This is a genomic window from Paenibacillus glucanolyticus NBRC 15330 (assembly GCF_004000885.1).
GTDB lineage: Bacteria > Bacillota > Bacilli > Paenibacillales > Paenibacillaceae > Paenibacillus_AQ > Paenibacillus_AQ glucanolyticus.
Genome location: NZ_BIMC01000005.1, coordinates 133,515 through 149,425 on the forward strand (window position 1 = coordinate 133,515; position 15,911 = coordinate 149,425).

The window sequence follows — 15,911 nt, forward strand, 5'->3', positions numbered from 1 at the left end:
GGAGTTGGGACTGAGGACAACGGATTACCGATAGCACTACGGCTGTTCATGTGCCCTGACTTACTTTCCGAAGTTCCGACATCTTGATTCCAATCTGCCAATAATAAACGGAACGAGCAAAGGCATAGTGGAAACCGGCGGATCCATCAAGAAAGCCGAGTTTAACAATGTATGAGTGTATAAATGCAACGACCCATTTCAGCGGCATTCGATCAAAAAGCTTTTTCTGAAGACTGCGGATAAAGATTTGGGATTCGTTCAGATTACGGAAACCACCATTAGAGCGGACAACAGCCTCCCAATCCGAGTAGCGATTATGCTTCGCAAAATAGTCAAACAGGGAATCATGATCATAGTGCACCATGCAGTTGCCCAGCACCCCGGTACCTCCATCGATTTGAGGCTGATAATGCCCTTCCACTTCCCACATATTCGACGCAGACAGATCGTTATGATCCAAAAACCTGCCTTGGCTACGGTGAAACAGTACAAGCTTATACATCCTGTGCCCATGCTTGAGCACTTTGTTCATGAAAACATAGTCGTATGCTACGAAGTAACCTGCGGCCAATGTCTGCTTACTCTGAAACATATCCATCATTTCGGCAACCAGCTTTGGAGTAGCTTCTTCATCAGCATCAACATAAAACACATAGTCGTTTCGGAATGGCAATTCCTCAAGGCACCATTGCTTCTTCTTGGGGTACTGACCATTCCAAGTGAAATTGATTACATGAGCACCCATTTCCCTTGCTATAGTACAGGTTCGATCCGTGCTGTTGGAATCGACGACGAATATTTCATCAAAAGCAGATACCGAAGCCAGACATTTCGCGATATTTTTTTCTTCGTTCTTTGTCATGATAATGACGGACACCGGAATTTTATTTTTCATAAGAAAAGCGCACCTTCTTATAGAATTTAGGAAAGCTATGTTTAACCAAACGAACACCCCAATGCAGCAATGCAACGGCAACACGAAGGATGATCGGCATCCCAAGAATAGTCTTGCGGATAAACCATTGATCCCTCTGACCTTGCCTATGCTGTATTTGTGAGACTCCACCCTGTTCAAAAATACATAAGGGCTCCGGAATGTATGCTGCAGTTCCACCTCTTACCAACAGTTCTGCCGTCAAAGCGTAATCGGCTCCAATGGGATATTCAAGGCGATACCTGATGCTGTGCAGGCTTCCCAGCCTGAAAGCCATGGACTGATGATGCGTAAACATGCCGTACCACATTCGCTTATGACTGCGGGCTGCTTTGTATAACAGTTCACCGAAGGTTGTTTCCTCAAGTGCATCGCCATACAGCAAATCGGGTAGGTGATTTCGTAAGGCCTGCACTTGAAGCAAGTCTCCAGTCAAATGATCATGAAACTGATCCCCGGAATTCATGAAGACAACGTAACGACCTTTACAATGTTCCAGCCCTTTATTCATGGCATCGTAGATGCCTTGATCTGGTTCACTGATAAAAGACAACCGTTCATCTTCAATACTCTGAAGAAAAACCAGCGTACCGTCGTCTGATTGTCCATCCACTACGATCCACTCCAACGAGATAGATTGGGACCTTACGCTCTGCCAAGTTTTGATCAGACCCTGCAAATTATTCCTGCAAACCGTGACTACGGACAGAAATACTTCAGATCTGTCTTCTACCCACTGAGTCCGTATCATTTGTAACTGGCTCCCTTTATTCGAACTTGCTGTTCTAAGTTTTTGTTTCTGCCTGCAAGACGTATCAACTGACGAACCAGATCAACGGGATTGAAGTGAACCGAAATACCAAGTTTTCTTCTCACTTCTACCCACATCCACCCGTTCTGTGCAAACAAACCGCATACCATCACTATCGCAAGCGCAAAAGGTCCCCATAGATAAACAACTGTTACAGCCGCTATTACCGTGACAACACTCGTAATCAGTGTAATCTTCAACATGGTACGCTCATTACCGGTTAAGGTCAGAAGCAGGCCTGATGGACCTGCAAACAAATTAATTAACTGCCCCACCGACAATACCGCCAGTATCGTTTGACCCGAACCATATGTAGTTCCAAAAGCCAGATTGAGTACTTGCTCGCCCATTACAATAAAAACAGCTCCAATAACAATTGCAGGCAATGTGGAGATACCCACTATAATTCGTCCATAATTCTGTATTTTGGGGAACTGAGCACTGCCGAAATATTTGGAGATGATGCTCGTCATCAATGTATTCATCAACACCACAAAAAAATTAAGCACCGCCATTAAGCGAACTGCTGCCCCGTAAATCGCCACTTCACTCTCGCTGTAAAATACACCTAAAATCCAGATGTCGCTTGAGGTCAGCATAAACAGAGCTACATTGGATGCCATCATTGGCAATGAGACAGCCAGCAGTTGCCGTGCCCTTGGCTCATTGCTCATTGCCGCTTCATTCGTTTGCTGCCGGTTTCTTACCTGGAGGAGCTTTAACAATCGCCAACCGGCTATGAAGCAGCTTGCCCCCATACAGACTGTCACGAGCAGAAGCGCTTCCTGAAGCGACCAAGACGAACGGCCCAGCCACATCATCAAACCCAAACCCACAAGCATGCAGAAATTGGACAATACGCCGCTAAATAATGTTGCCTGTTTGACATCACCATGACCCCGAAAGGTTTCAGCTATTAAATTCTGCAGCACCGTCAGCATAATCCATAGCCCTGTCCATAGTGCAGCGGAAGCCATAAGTTCCGAGCCTAATACGCCTTTAAGGAGCGTGAGCTGCAAAAATATATACAACAGTCCCGTACCCGCCGCTCCAATAGACGCTAACTTTAAAGACAGCAGCGCGGTATTCTTGGCCCTCCTCCACGTTCCATTTTCCCTGTGCTCAGCCATAAAACGAATAATACTCTGATTCAATCCGAGCGTACCGAACACACCACCGAAAAAAGCGATGTTAAAAGCCATCAAATATGCACCGAAAGCTGCCGTATCCAGGACCCTTGATAGTAAAATGTTAATAAGTAAGGCGGACCCCGCAAAGAATGCCCGCCCTACAAATATCCACAAACCACCATTCACAGTTTGATTACGAGTTAATTCACGAAGATGATGGAGTCCATGCTTTCCGCTCTGTTTTCTTGATGAGCGTTTGCTTCTCACACCAATGCCGCAGACAGCGCTTCTTGGTATTTAATCTCTGCTCGCACCCGCTTCATGTCCTCATCCACCATCATTTTAATTAACTGCTGAAAACTGACTTCAAGTTCCCACCCCAGCTGCTGTTTAGCTTTCGTACAATCCCCGAGAAGCAAATCAACCTCCGCAGGTCGTACGAATTCTGGGTCCATAACTACATAATCCTCATAATTTAAGTCCACATACGAGAAGGCTACTTCAAGCAGCTCTCTGACTGTATGCATTTCACCCGTCGATATGACGAAATCGTCCGGTTGCTCCTGCTGGAGCATTAACCACATGGCCTTAATATAATCCCCTGCATATCCCCAATCCCTCAACGCATCAAGATTCCCCATACGCAGCTCTTGCTGCAAACCATGTTTGATCCTGGCCACAGCATCTGTCACTTTCCTGGTAACAAACTCCAACCCCCGCCGAGGGGATTCATGATTGAATAAAATGCCGGAGCAAGCAAACATCCCAAAGCTTTCTCGATAATTCACCGTGATCCAATGACCATATACCTTAGCTACACCATAAGGACTTCGCGGATAAAATGGAGTGGTCTCCTTCTGCGGAGTTTCAATCACCTTGCCAAACATCTCGCTACTCGATGCTTGATAGAAACGCGTATCCGGTTTAACGAGTCGGACCGCCTCCAGCATATTGGTAACGCTGATGGCTGTCATTTGACCTGTCGCCAGAGGCTGAGGCCAGGAAGCCGCTACATAAGACTGGGCTGCCAGGTTATATACTTCATGAGGATCCGCAATACGGACAGCCTCGATTAGTGATGCAAGATCGGTAAGATCGCCAGATATCCAGTGAATTTGCTCCTTGATATGCTGCACATTCTCATAATTGGGCGTGCTGGTCCGACGTCTCAGTCCATAGACCGTGTAGCCTTTGCTGAGAAGAAATTCAGCAAGATATGAACCATCCTGGCCGGTAACACCGGTAATCAATGCTCTTTTCATATTTATCCTCCAACAGGTTTACTGAAGATCTGATGAGATTCCAAAAAATGATCGTACGTTCGGGCTAAGCCATGCTCCAAAGTAATCGAAGCCCTCCAGCCAAGCTCAGTCAGTCTGCTAACATCAACCAGCTTCCTTGGTGTTCCGTCAGGCTTCGAAGTGTTATAAACAAACTGTCCTTCGTAACCAATAATGGAGGCAATACTTTCGGCAAGCTCACGGATCGACACATCCTTACCGCATCCGATATTGACAATGTCATTCCCCTCATATTGATTCATCAGGAATACACAAGCATCGGCAAGATCGTCAGCATGGAGAAATTCCCGTTTTGGCTGACCACTTCCCCATATTTCTACTTCTTGTCGGCCATTCTCTTTAGCTTCATGTATTTTCCGCAGTAAAGCCGGAAGAACATGAGAGGTTTCCAAATCATAATTATCATTCGGACCGTATAAATTCGTAGGCATGGCCGATATAAAGCGAGTTCCATATTGCCTGTTATATGATTGACACATCGTGATCCCGGCTATTTTGGCAATGGCATATGCCTCATTGGTAGGTTCTAAAGTGCCTGTCATGAAATATTCTTCTTTCATCGGCTGTGGCGCCAATTTGGGGTAAATACACGTAGAGCCAAGAAATAGCAGCTTCTTCACTCCGTAGCGGTAAGAAAGATCAATAACATTATTCTGGATTTGAAGATTATCGCGTATGAAATCGGCAGGATAATCGCGATTAGCAACGATGCCACCGACTTTCGCTGCAGCGAGAAACACGTATTCGATTCCTTCACTGCAAAAGAATTGCTCTACGCGATCATGTTCTCGCAGATCCAGCTCTTGACTGGTACGGGTAACCAGATTATGGTATCCCTGTTGTTCAAGAGCTCTTACAATAGCAGATCCCACAAGACCGCGATGACCGGCCACATATATCCGGGAATCCAAATTCATATCTGCCATCTCCTTCATTAAAAAGCATCTTTGGACCCTAGAAACACTCGGACTGTCTTTAGCATAATCCGGATATCCTGGGTCGTAGATTGTTCGCGGATGTACTGCAAATCCAACTCCACCATTTCATGGAATCCAAGCGCGTTTCTCCCGCTTACCTGCCACAAGCCGGTACAGCCAGGTACTACACTTAACCGCTGCATATCATATGGTGTATAGGACTCTACCTCTGTAGGCAGCGGCGGTCTCGGGCCAACAAGGCTCATTTCGCCCCGGAGTACATTCCACAGCTGTGGAAGCTCATCAAGACTCGTTCTCCGAAGAATACGTCCGACCTTCGTGATCCGAGGGTCGTTCTTCATCTTGAACATAGCACCCTCAATCTCATTTAGATGAATCAGTTTTTGTTGCAGCTCCTCCGCGTTTACAACCATGGAACGGATTTTGTACATTTTAAAGATTCTCCCGTTCTTTCCTACGCGGGTCTGAGAGAAAAACATGGGGCCATGGGGATTTTCGAACTTCATACACAGGAATATGATCATAAATAGAGGCAAGAGCAGAATAAGACCAACTGCAGACAGAATGGCGTCCCCTACCCTTTTCAGTCGGGAATACCCGATATGGGGCTTCGCTGGAACAAGGTGTACCCCTGTCATCATCGGATATTCTTCTGCTACAACACTCTCCAGCGTTCTCGTTTCTATCGTCGTCTCTACATTCATGGCTTGACCTGGTCTCCTATCTAGCCAACGTTCGATTCTTATGTATCATTTGCTCAAGTCCATGCAGTAATGGAAGACGCAGCTCATCTTTCATCAATGCGAACTCAACCGATGTAAGAATAAACCCGAGCTTCTCTCCAACGTCATAGCGGGTGCCTTCATACTGGTAGGCGTACACTTCTTCAATGTCAGTCAACTTCTGTATGGCATCCGTCAGTTGGATTTCCCCACCGATTCCTTCCTTCATTTGCTCAAGGTATGAAAATATGGCTGGAGTCAGGATATAACGTCCCATGATAGCCAAATTCGATGGAGCTTCATCAGCTTGCGGCTTTTCCACCATTCCTTGTACTCGGGATAATCCCCCAATGGTGGGTACAGGGTACGGATCAATGATTCCGTATCGATGCACCTCTTCGGGAGATACGTATTTCACGCCGATGACTGAACTCTGTGTCTGTTCGTACTGCTCAATCAATTGTTTGATGCACGGCTTATCGGCACGAACAATATCGTCCCCCAGCAGAACGGCAAACGGTTCGTTGCCTATAAACTTTCGTGCGCACCATACAGCATGACCCAGCCCTTTGGGTTCCTTCTGACGAATATAATGAATGTCCGCCATTCGTGAAGGACGCTGTACCTCATGAAGCAAATCAAGTTTCTTGGTTTGCCTCAACTTATGCTCTAGCTCAAATGCATGATCAAAATGATCCTCAATTGCCCGCTTGCCTTTACCTGTGACGATAATAATGTCCTCAATACCTGACTCTATTGCCTCTTCCACAATGTACTGGATAGTTGGTTTATCCACGATCGGAAGCATCTCTTTGGGCATTGCCTTGGTTGCTGGCAAAAATCGAGTACCCAGTCCGGCAGCAGGTATGATAGCTTTTTTAATGGTTGCCATTGTACTTCCCTCCTCTATCCTTATCATTTCGTGTGTACTGGAAGATTGGTTGTCGTGTATGCCGAGTGCTTAAGCGAGGGCATCTAACCCTGCCTCACTTTATGCCCTTGACGATGAACGTCTAAGGCATCCTTCATTACGGATGCCCACAGCATAATCGAGTGCCTACGGTGGTAGAGGTTCAGTAGGCATCACCTGATGTATGCTATCTTAAAATCCTATCAATCAGACGCGTTAACGATAGCTTTACCGGACCCTGGAGGTTCTACCGGGCTGCGTCTGGAAACGGATCCGCCTCTCGCTTTGAAATCACTTGATTTGAAATGCTGTATGACAGCAAGAGTTGGAAGTCCAAGAACCATCTCGACCTCTTTGTCAGTACGGATAGAATCATCCAAATATTCGAGCAAGAAGCAGAAGCCAATCGACAGCATAAGTGACACTACGAAAGCAATCACCACATACAGCAATGGGCTTGGAGTGACTGGTTTGGGATCTGCATTATTTTCATACAGAATCGTTATGTTTCCACCCGGAATGATAGAGGAGATTTCGGATTTAAATACATCAGCAACGGCCTTTGATACTTTAAGGGCACCTTCATAGCTATAATCTCTGACAGATATCGTCATAACCGGTGTATCCTGCACCGAATCAACCACCATCATATCGATCAAATCTTTCACAGTGAGTTTCAATTCCGGATGCTGCTCAACGACCTTCTCCAAAATCACGCTCGTTCCGATAATTTCCTTGTATGTATAAACCAAGCGCATCCCCATATCCATGTCATCTGAACTAAGGACAGACTTTTTCTCCTCTGTTTTGTTTGTCACAATCATCTTGTTGCTTGCTTCATATTGAGGTTCAACCATTCGATAGCTGTAAAATCCAACGAGTACGCAGACCACAGCAACAACAAGGAGAATTAGCCATAGTCTTTTTTTCAAAACGGTAGCATACTCCTTAAGTTCAAGTTCCACTAAATTTCCTCCGTCCATAAGCAAATGTTCTTTTCCGATACAATTCGTATCATATAGCATCTTCAATTTACGATACAATTCGTATCATGTCAATACTGAATTGGTCTTATTTACCTATTAACGATACATTTTGTTACACAATCAGAAGATATCTCACAATATTTCAGCATATTTTCTAGGCATGAAAGCGTACACAAATATAAATACAGGATAATAAAAAAAGAAAAACGCCTCCTTTCGGCAAGCGTTTACATAATTTGGTACTCTTTTCATTTAAATTGTGAGTCCATATAACTAAATGATTTTATTCCAAAATAGCTTGCTGCGTTTGTCGAGGCGCGACACATGTAGAGCAAATCGCCTTCCATCGGTATCTCGAATGATGTATGTTTCGTTTGATAGTATGTCTATATTCTCTTGGGGTTGGTTCGTACGAAACGCAACCTTGCCATAACTGGTCTCCACATCCCATAACCAATGGTTACCCTGACGTTTGATCATCTTGATTGCAACAACTTTAGGAATCATATAGCGGCGCTCAAGATCCTCCCGTACCGCAGCTTGGCTTGATATATCTAACTCACTTAACGAATGAATTAGGTGAATCTCTTGATGCGATGCGGTTCGCACAGAAATATACCTCTCCGGCTCTGTAACTGGAAATGTGAGAACGAGGTATATATCACTGACCGGCTCTCCATTCATAACAGCCTCCAGTACCCCTTCCTCATTCCGATAAAACCGAAGCCCTGAACCCTTATGTCGTATTCCCCTGCTTATTCTCACTATCTCGCAACCTCCTGCATCGGTATCCATACCTCTCTGCCTGACGCCCCCTGTGCAGCATGAAGCAAACGATGGTATACCCCTCCGCGATTGAGCAGCTCCTCATGACTTCCGCTTTCGACAAGTCTTCCTCCTTCAAGAACCAAAAGCCGGTCTGCGCGCTGTAGGGTTGACAGGCGATGGGCAATCACAATGGTCGTCCTCCCTTGAATCACCTTATCCATTGCTTCCTGAATGGCCGCTTCGGTCTCAACATCTACGGAAGATGTTGCTTCATCCAGAATGAGGATCGGTGGATCGAGTAATACAGCTCTTGCAATCGCTATTCGCTGCCGCTCTCCCCCAGACAGACGGTGTCCACGCTCTCCTACCTTTGTCTCATAGCCATGAGGGAGTCGGCATATAAAATCATGTGCATTTGCGGTCATTGCTGCCTGTATAATATCCTGTGCTTCAGCTTCAGGATTTCCGTAAGCGATATTCTGTGCAATCGTACCATCAAAGAGGAAGGTTTCCTGAAAGACAACACCGATATTTTTGCGCAGTTCCTCTTGTCTGATGCTGCTAAGGCGACGGCCATCCAGTAATATCTCCCCCTCATCCGGATCATAGAAGCGGCATAATAGATGAATCAAAGTCGACTTGCCCGCCCCGGAGGGACCGATTAAGCCTATCATTTCACCAGGTGCAATATGGAGATCGATTCCATGCAAAATTCGTCTATCTTTCGCATAACCAAACCCCACATGGTTGTATCTAATCTCTCCCCGGACTTTGCTAAGTGGCTGCGCTTCCTCGTCGTCCGTCACTTCGGCTGGAGTATGGATCACCTCAAAAATTCGTTCTGCGGATCCAAGCACCTCATTTATCCAGCTTGCGGACTGCGCCAACCATTTAACAGGTCCGAAAAACATGATCAGATAAGTTGCATATGCACTCAAGGTTCCGACAGTCATGCCACCTTCCAGAACTTTTCGTCCTCCGGCAAACCAGATAAGCGCAACAAATAATGAAATAAACAACGTCAGTACGGGTGTCATGAACATCCATAAATTCTGTATGGATATCATGCGGTTTACAAATCGAGAATTTGCCTTATCAAAACGCTCTTTCTCATCATTTTCCTTAGAGAAAGCTTTAATGATCCGTATTCCCTGAAGGGCTTCTCCAACCATATTTTGAACATGAATAGACGACTGCCACTGGGAATACCACATTTCTCTCACCTTGGGCCACAGACGCATCACGAATAGTCCAAGCGGTGGAAGCGGTATTAGAATCATCAAGGTCATACGCCAATCCAAATAGAACAGCATCCCCAGAATAAAGAGGGCTGATAACAATTGCGACGTCAGATGAACTATGCCTTGGGACATAAAATCCTTGATGGTATCGGTATCCTGGTTAATGCGTCCAATATATTGAGAAACCTGACGGTTATCAAAAAAACGCATGGATTGCTTCATCAGGGCATGAAACATATCTCTCCGAAGTTCACCCAGAAAACGCCCACCGATCGAAATCGCAGTATAGCCTTCAATCATTTGCAGCAGGGCTTGTAAAATGTAAATCCCCGCGAGCAAACCAGACATCCATAATAAATGAGAGGAAACGCCACCCATACCGACAGGTGCTGATATCCCGTCAATAATCCATTTGATTATATACGGAGGGGCAAGTGATACAAGAACCGTAAGGATAACGATAATTCCCATCACAATCATAGAAGCACTATAGGCTCTACTCCGCTGAAGAAGATGAGACACGGTACTCCATTTACGGTTACAACGCATACAGGAATCCTTAGCAGATCTCATAACGCGCCCACAATGGGCACAGGTTTTATTTCTATCCTTCAAATCGTTGCGTTTATCCGTGGTGAATGAATCTTTCGATACCCACTGTTCAACCCGTGATAGAGCCTTACGACAGGAATCGAGATGCATTTCCGTGAACCGAAGAATTTCAACCGGACCTTTAGCTGTCGAAGCCACAAGATAGCCACCGCCCAGAGCCTCAATCAATCTAATGTTTTCAACATTCTGCTTGGGAATGTGCAGGATTTGTCTCCCTTCACGATCCAGTACGAGAAGCTTGGAAGCAGTAAACAAAACCTGTAATTGTTCAAACTGCATATTGCGGTTCAAGTCTCCCTGTAATGTCAGCCATGCTTCTTCCATGCCAAATAATCCCGAATTACCAGATGCGCTCGATTCTCGTCTTCTTATTCCCCTCATAATCAACACAACTTTCTATTTATAGCCTTCTGAACGACAAATACCGCCTCACCATCTTTGGCCACAGCGGTATGTTAAGTGTTATCCAGGTTAGCAATGACAACTTCCAATGATGGGCCGGAATCCAGCCTTTTTTCTTATACGTGCCCGTGAAACACCCCAGAATCCGAGCGGCATTTACCGGTTCATCAGGGACAATATTCGTATCCCCTTTAAATATGTACTGTTTCGAATCGCCTTCCCCTTGAATATCATAAAGACGATGACAGACGAGCTTTCCCTCTGTGGTAATGAAGAGATATACTTCACCGATCCGGAGTCCGTCATGGCTGAACGCCTCAAAGGAGCTGCGCTCCCCTTCCATCATGAAGGGAAACATACTGCGTCCCCAGGAGGGAAGCTCGATCCCTCCGCGTCTAGTCAACCATTCGGTCACGATTTTGGTCTCATCCATCATATTTCAGCAGACCGCTGCCTAACAGCTGCTCTATAAAGGAGTTCACATCTTGTTCAGCAGTATGACGATCAATCTCATACTCTTCGGCAATTTTCTCAATGATCTCATCAATGAGTCCATATTCAGGGATGATGCTCCATATATAACCTCCAAGCTCATTCAACTTGGTCGCCACATGCTCCTTCATATTTAGCAGAATCCATTCACTGCCAATCATTTCGCTCTCAACATGTTCATTCCTTCTCAGCAGCTTCGTTTGTGTTTGACTCATGAAATCCTCTCCCAAAACGTATCATTTTTCTGAAAATAGAGCTGGTACGATGGAACCTGCTGTACCACTTTCTTGCATAAAGCGATCATGTTTCTTGTTTCCTTTGCATCGTGGCGCCAATAAAATACCTTATCCAACATAAGAGCGAATCCATCTAACGGTGTAATTGAAATACGCTCAACGTCAGGTGATTGAATAATATAATGAATACCGTATAATTTCGCCTCTTCAAGTTCACAGGGATTCTCCATCTCGCTACGAAATGGAGAATCGTAAACGGTCACACGTCCGTTTTCTTCTATGTACAGAAACGTAGCTTCATCAGATAAAATCGGACGCGGACGCGACAACTCAGCTACAGTAGACTTCCCTGCACCGGATTGGCCTGCAAACATCCATGCTTTGCCTTCATGAATCACACAAGAGGAATGGATCAGCAGCCCGCGCGCTCCATGGATTAGCCATGAGCTATACAAGTTAATAAGTGCATGCTTCAAGGCAAACTCATCATAGATATGAATTTCCGCCGAGCTGTAATCCCGGGATGAAACCATATGATAGTCGCAGCGCTGGAAAGTAACCGAATGGTCGGATGCGGAAATATGGACAGGTCCTTCATCAAAGGGCTTTCCGTACCCATCCTGAATACGAACATACAGGTCAGCCTGCGGCTCCTGATGTTGAATATTGGATATCCTGAACCGCCGCTTGACAAATTCAGCCATTCGTTCTGATTGTGTTTTGAAGGATATCCGGGACTTTCCGACTATTGCAGTAGCTACAAACATATGATCAACCTCAACTTCCACTTATAATAATTCAATTCGAGCGAAAACTGTGCATGGAGTCATTAATAAATAAATGTATACCTGTTACCAGATAGGATTCCCGCCTCCACCCGGGTTGCTGGGACGAGTTGTGCCGAACTCCACTTTGCCTTGTGCCAAAATCTTGGGAGCCTCATACGTTTTTTTCATACTTAACACCTCCTTCTTGAGGATTAGTTTATGATACAATATGTATCATGTCAACTGATTATTGTTACACATCGTAACTTGTAAATAGTAAAAAGAACCTATCTGAAGATTTCACGTTTTCGGATCCACAATAATGGAAGATTCCAAATCAGGAACCCTAGCTGGGACCAACGCTGCCCCCATGTATCGTGAACCGTAAATGCAGTCACAATTCGAAACCAGGAGTAACTGAAACCTTTACGACCCAGCATTACCTTGCGTGCTTTTTCAAGATTCCATCCAGGATACTTAAACTTGTAAGGAAGCATGGGCATCGGCTTCAACCTTTGAAGATGTGGAAGCATATCATAAGCTAAAGACAAAGCAATCCATACCTTAGAAAGATTTCGATCTGCAGCGGCAACATCTAGTAATTCAGCATACTCGAGCCTGCTATCCATCACGTGAATAAGGGTTGCTATATCTACAAAATATTTCATCGACATCATATGATGATTCATACCATGCAAGCATATATGATAGAAAGTGTGCAAGGGACTCAGCTCATAGACATAATGGCAGCCACTCATTAAGGAAGCATCTCTCCACAAGCGCGAGACATCAGTATTCGTAAAATCTTCCCTGATAATATTCCAATGCAGTTCTACGGTTAATGAGGGGAAACTGGCATTATTCAATGGTTTGACGTATTCTTCATGGAAATGGGTCGGATCGCCTGTCACTTTATCAAATCCAAGGCTGATCAACAAATCGCTTGCCTGATGTAAGTCCTTCTTACCAACAAGCAAATCAATATCCGTCGTTCCACGAGCTGCAAGACCGCCGAAATAGCGTTCAGCAAGCTGTGTCCCTTTTAAAGGGATTACCTCTATACAGGACGCTTCGAAGGTCTGAAGTATCATTTTCAGTTCGGTTTTAATGAGAAAGTTCTGTATCAGGACAATATCTGCTTCAGAGCTTAACTTGAGCCGGACCTGTTCAGGTACTTGATGAGACAATCCTTTTTGTCGAAGCTCAGCGAACACCTGTGGGGCGATATCAAATAAATCGATATCCATCATAAGGTTGACATATTGCATCTCATCAAGAGAGGGCAATCGTCCCTGATATAACTCATCAAGAAACGTAACCAGGACATCTTGGTTCTTCATTTCAGCCATGTACTGCCATAATAAAGCTGTTCAGCTTCATTTTCGCGAATGGTGATATTGTTAAGCACTACCCCAAGAAGACGTGCCTTAACATGCTCGAGTTGAGCCTTTGCCTTTTTGACCTGGGATTTCTTTACTTTCCCCCCTAGCACAACTAAAACAACACCATCACACAAAGCGCTGACAATAAGCGCGTCACTGACTGCCAATACCGGAGGCGTATCAAACAAGATCATGTCATACTTCTGCTTGAGATCGTGGATTAACACTTGCATATTTTGAGAACCTAACATTTCGGAGGGGTTGTATGGAATAGAGCCTGAAGGAATAACGGAGAGATTAGGAACAGCAGTCTGTCGTATCACATCTTCAACATCCATCTGCTGGGCCAAAACATTTGTTAATCCAGTTTCATTGGAAACGCCGAATACATGGTGTAACGATGGTTTGCGTAAATCTGCTTCGATTAATAATACATTTTTACCTTCATGAGCATAGGCAACAGCCAGATTACTTACCGTTGTGGTTTTGCCTTCATTCATTTGGGCCGAAGCAACCATGATGACCCTTACTTGCTTGTCATGAACAGAAAATTGAATATTAGTCCGCAGTCCTCGATAAGATTCTGCTGCCGGAGATTTTGGATTAATGACGGTAACCAAGGGGTTTTTGTATTTTCTTGCCATATTACCTCACCTGCCTATTAAAATAGTCCGTTCTCTATGCATGAGTGCACGGATTTAAGGTAAAAGAACTAATGACCAAGCAACTCAAATATAGTAAAATGTCTGTATCACTGTATGATTAGCTTTTTATTATATTGGCCTTGCGAACTATGTATGTAATTTCTATAAACGGAGTGATTTAGCGCCATATGACTACTGATCATTCGGTTAAGCATTCCTGTTATCCGTGCTTTTTGATCGCGGTCTGTACATATTTCAACCTGATATAACTGATAATCATGTAAATGCTCTTGAATCTGGATCCTGCCAAAAACTTGAATATGATCATAAGTGTCATCAATTTCGTAGCTTAGTTTTATCTTAGGACTTATCGGGATGTCCCAGGGACACAGGAAAACAAGCTTCTCCGGGCTAAGCTCAACCGGAGTTACATTGTGGCTTCTGCCGTGCACACTCAGTGCGCCAATTTCCATGACTCTAATCCCAAGCGTTATAAGATGCTTCGTTTCACTTGACATCAGGAATTTAATTCGCTCCTTTATTTCTATAAATTCTGGTATGGGACATTTTATCCATGGATAAAATGATACTAAGTGTTACTTCTTTTGAATTATCCGGATACATTATGTATCATTTTATTTTCCAATTTTACGATACATATTGTATCAAGTCAACAGGAAAATCGTCAGTTTCTACCTCCTGTGTGTGAAATTAGCATGTTTCGTAAAGGTACAACCTCTCAGGATAAGACTGAGTTAAAGTACCTTAGGCTGATTGATATAAATTTTGGACAAATTTATTTTTTTACACAACAGGTATTGCCAGCAATTGAAAGGGGGATCTAGCATGAACTACGGAGTACGAATTTCAGAACTACGTGAACAGCGCGGGTGGACTCAGGAAGAACTCGCTACCTCTGTCGGCATTACTCGTGCTGCACTATCCCATTATGAGAAAAACCGGCGCAAACCGGATTTCGAAACATTGACCCGCCTGGCAGACCTCTTTGACGTATCGATAGATTATCTAATCGGGAGAACGGCACAGGAGAAAGCGGTGCTTGATCCGGAGGTTCGATCATTTGTGGACGGACTTGAACTCTCGGATCAAGACCTGCTGGAGCGATTCAATCTCACGGTGGATGGTCGCAAGCTAACGGAAGAGGAAGCCAGACGGTTTATTGCATTTGTTCGCATGGAACGGTCTATGAAGTAATCATGGCAACGAATAATGGAAATCCCCGATAATCACTGATGAGAAGTTCTCAGTGATATCGGGGATTTTCACTAATTGTCATGTATAAGTGATGACAAATGATTTAATCTTTATGAAGTTCCTCCGTTTGCAGCCATTTATCAGGATGGATTCCCATTTGAGTCATGAGCTTATAGATGTCTATATTCGTCTTCTGCTGGTCAAGCTGCTGCTCGGTGCTTCCAGAGCCTCTCTCCTTGTCCACACTCATTTCCACAACTACCTCGCTTATCTATAATTTCCTCTCCATCCCCAACTCCGCAAACTCGTTGTCATTATTTCTCATCCGTACAAAAACTTACTCGCTAAACCAATTTACTCACCAAACTTACTTACCAATATTATAGCGAATGTATTCACACGATACTGTCGTCTTGTGGA

At 44.5% G+C, this 15,911-nt stretch carries 18 protein-coding genes; 1 reads left to right on the forward strand and 17 read right to left on the reverse strand.

What is annotated here, in order from left to right; genetic code table 11:
* Positions 1–46 precede the first annotated feature (46 nt).
* The 16 genes from PGL02S_RS10495 to PGL02S_RS10570 form a co-directional block, all read right to left on the reverse strand.
* Positions 47–895, reverse strand: a complete 849-nt coding sequence (locus PGL02S_RS10495) for a glycosyltransferase family 2 protein (protein ID WP_006212485.1) — start codon at positions 893–895, stop codon at positions 47–49.
* Positions 885–1,685, reverse strand: a complete 801-nt coding sequence (locus PGL02S_RS10500; protein WP_036640707.1) for a glycosyltransferase family 2 protein — start codon at positions 1,683–1,685, stop codon at positions 885–887. Before PGL02S_RS10500 ends, PGL02S_RS10495 begins: the two co-directional genes overlap by 11 nt.
* Positions 1,682–3,142: an oligosaccharide flippase family protein gene (locus PGL02S_RS10505; protein WP_235187387.1), complete on the reverse strand. Its 1,461-nt coding sequence runs from the start codon at positions 3,140–3,142 to the stop codon at positions 1,682–1,684. Before PGL02S_RS10505 ends, PGL02S_RS10500 begins: the two co-directional genes overlap by 4 nt.
* Positions 3,139–4,137 (reverse strand): GDP-mannose 4,6-dehydratase, encoded by a 999-nt coding sequence (gene gmd, locus PGL02S_RS10510; protein WP_006212488.1) that lies wholly within the window; start codon positions 4,135–4,137, stop codon positions 3,139–3,141. The genes PGL02S_RS10505 and gmd overlap by 4 nt, the downstream gene beginning before the upstream one ends.
* A gap of 2 nt (positions 4,138–4,139) precedes the next feature.
* Entirely contained in the window at positions 4,140–5,093 is a 954-nt protein-coding gene (locus PGL02S_RS10515; RefSeq protein ID WP_036640757.1) for a GDP-L-fucose synthase family protein, read from the reverse strand.
* Between the two features lie 17 nt (positions 5,094–5,110).
* Entirely contained in the window at positions 5,111–5,818 is a 708-nt protein-coding gene (locus tag PGL02S_RS10520) for a sugar transferase (protein ID WP_006212490.1), read from the reverse strand.
* Between the two features lie 16 nt (positions 5,819–5,834).
* The gene (gene galU, locus PGL02S_RS10525; protein WP_006212491.1) at positions 5,835–6,728 is read right to left on the reverse strand and encodes a UTP--glucose-1-phosphate uridylyltransferase GalU; all 894 of its coding nucleotides are present in this window, start codon (positions 6,726–6,728) and stop codon (positions 5,835–5,837) included.
* Positions 6,729–6,949: 221 nt separating this feature from the next.
* Positions 6,950–7,771 (reverse strand): YveK family protein, encoded by an 822-nt coding sequence (locus PGL02S_RS10530; RefSeq protein WP_255308624.1) that lies wholly within the window; start codon positions 7,769–7,771, stop codon positions 6,950–6,952.
* Between the two features lie 234 nt (positions 7,772–8,005).
* Positions 8,006–8,416 carry a DUF1854 domain-containing protein gene (locus PGL02S_RS10535; RefSeq protein ID WP_234973106.1) on the reverse strand — a complete coding sequence of 137 codons (411 nt, stop codon included), beginning with the start codon at positions 8,414–8,416 and terminating at the stop codon, positions 8,006–8,008.
* An 80-nt stretch (positions 8,417–8,496) separates the two neighbouring features.
* A complete protein-coding gene (locus tag PGL02S_RS10540) occupies positions 8,497–10,677 on the reverse strand; it encodes an ABC transporter ATP-binding protein (RefSeq protein ID WP_036640712.1) in 2,181 nt (726 codons plus the stop codon).
* A gap of 76 nt (positions 10,678–10,753) precedes the next feature.
* A complete protein-coding gene (locus PGL02S_RS10545) occupies positions 10,754–11,188 on the reverse strand; it encodes a S24/S26 family peptidase (protein WP_255308625.1) in 435 nt (144 codons plus the stop codon).
* The gene (locus tag PGL02S_RS10550) at positions 11,181–11,462 is read right to left on the reverse strand and encodes a PqqD family protein (RefSeq protein WP_006212496.1); all 282 of its coding nucleotides are present in this window, start codon (positions 11,460–11,462) and stop codon (positions 11,181–11,183) included. The genes PGL02S_RS10545 and PGL02S_RS10550 overlap by 8 nt, the downstream gene beginning before the upstream one ends.
* Positions 11,459–12,187: a hypothetical protein gene (locus PGL02S_RS10555; RefSeq protein ID WP_244892308.1), complete on the reverse strand. Its 729-nt coding sequence runs from the start codon at positions 12,185–12,187 to the stop codon at positions 11,459–11,461. The genes PGL02S_RS10550 and PGL02S_RS10555 overlap by 4 nt, the downstream gene beginning before the upstream one ends.
* Before the next feature lie 350 nt (positions 12,188–12,537).
* Positions 12,538–13,599, reverse strand: coding sequence for a nucleotidyltransferase family protein (locus PGL02S_RS10560; RefSeq protein ID WP_231887940.1), 1,062 nt, complete (start codon positions 13,597–13,599; stop codon positions 12,538–12,540).
* Positions 13,587–14,276, reverse strand: a complete 690-nt coding sequence (locus PGL02S_RS10565; protein ID WP_006212500.1) for a CpsD/CapB family tyrosine-protein kinase — start codon at positions 14,274–14,276, stop codon at positions 13,587–13,589. The genes PGL02S_RS10560 and PGL02S_RS10565 overlap by 13 nt, the downstream gene beginning before the upstream one ends.
* 107 nt (positions 14,277–14,383) lie before the next feature.
* A complete protein-coding gene (locus PGL02S_RS10570) occupies positions 14,384–14,749 on the reverse strand; it encodes a hypothetical protein (RefSeq protein WP_244892309.1) in 366 nt (121 codons plus the stop codon).
* Positions 14,750–15,122: 373 nt separating this feature from the next.
* Here PGL02S_RS10570 and PGL02S_RS10575 point away from each other — a divergent pair, with 373 nt between their 5' ends.
* The gene (locus PGL02S_RS10575) at positions 15,123–15,491 is read left to right on the forward strand and encodes a helix-turn-helix domain-containing protein (protein WP_006212502.1); all 369 of its coding nucleotides are present in this window, start codon (positions 15,123–15,125) and stop codon (positions 15,489–15,491) included.
* Between the two features lie 103 nt (positions 15,492–15,594).
* On the opposite strand, the gene PGL02S_RS28130 is transcribed toward PGL02S_RS10575, so the two are convergent.
* Positions 15,595–15,741: a hypothetical protein gene (locus PGL02S_RS28130; RefSeq protein WP_164481459.1), complete on the reverse strand. Its 147-nt coding sequence runs from the start codon at positions 15,739–15,741 to the stop codon at positions 15,595–15,597.
* Positions 15,742–15,911 lie beyond the last annotated feature (170 nt).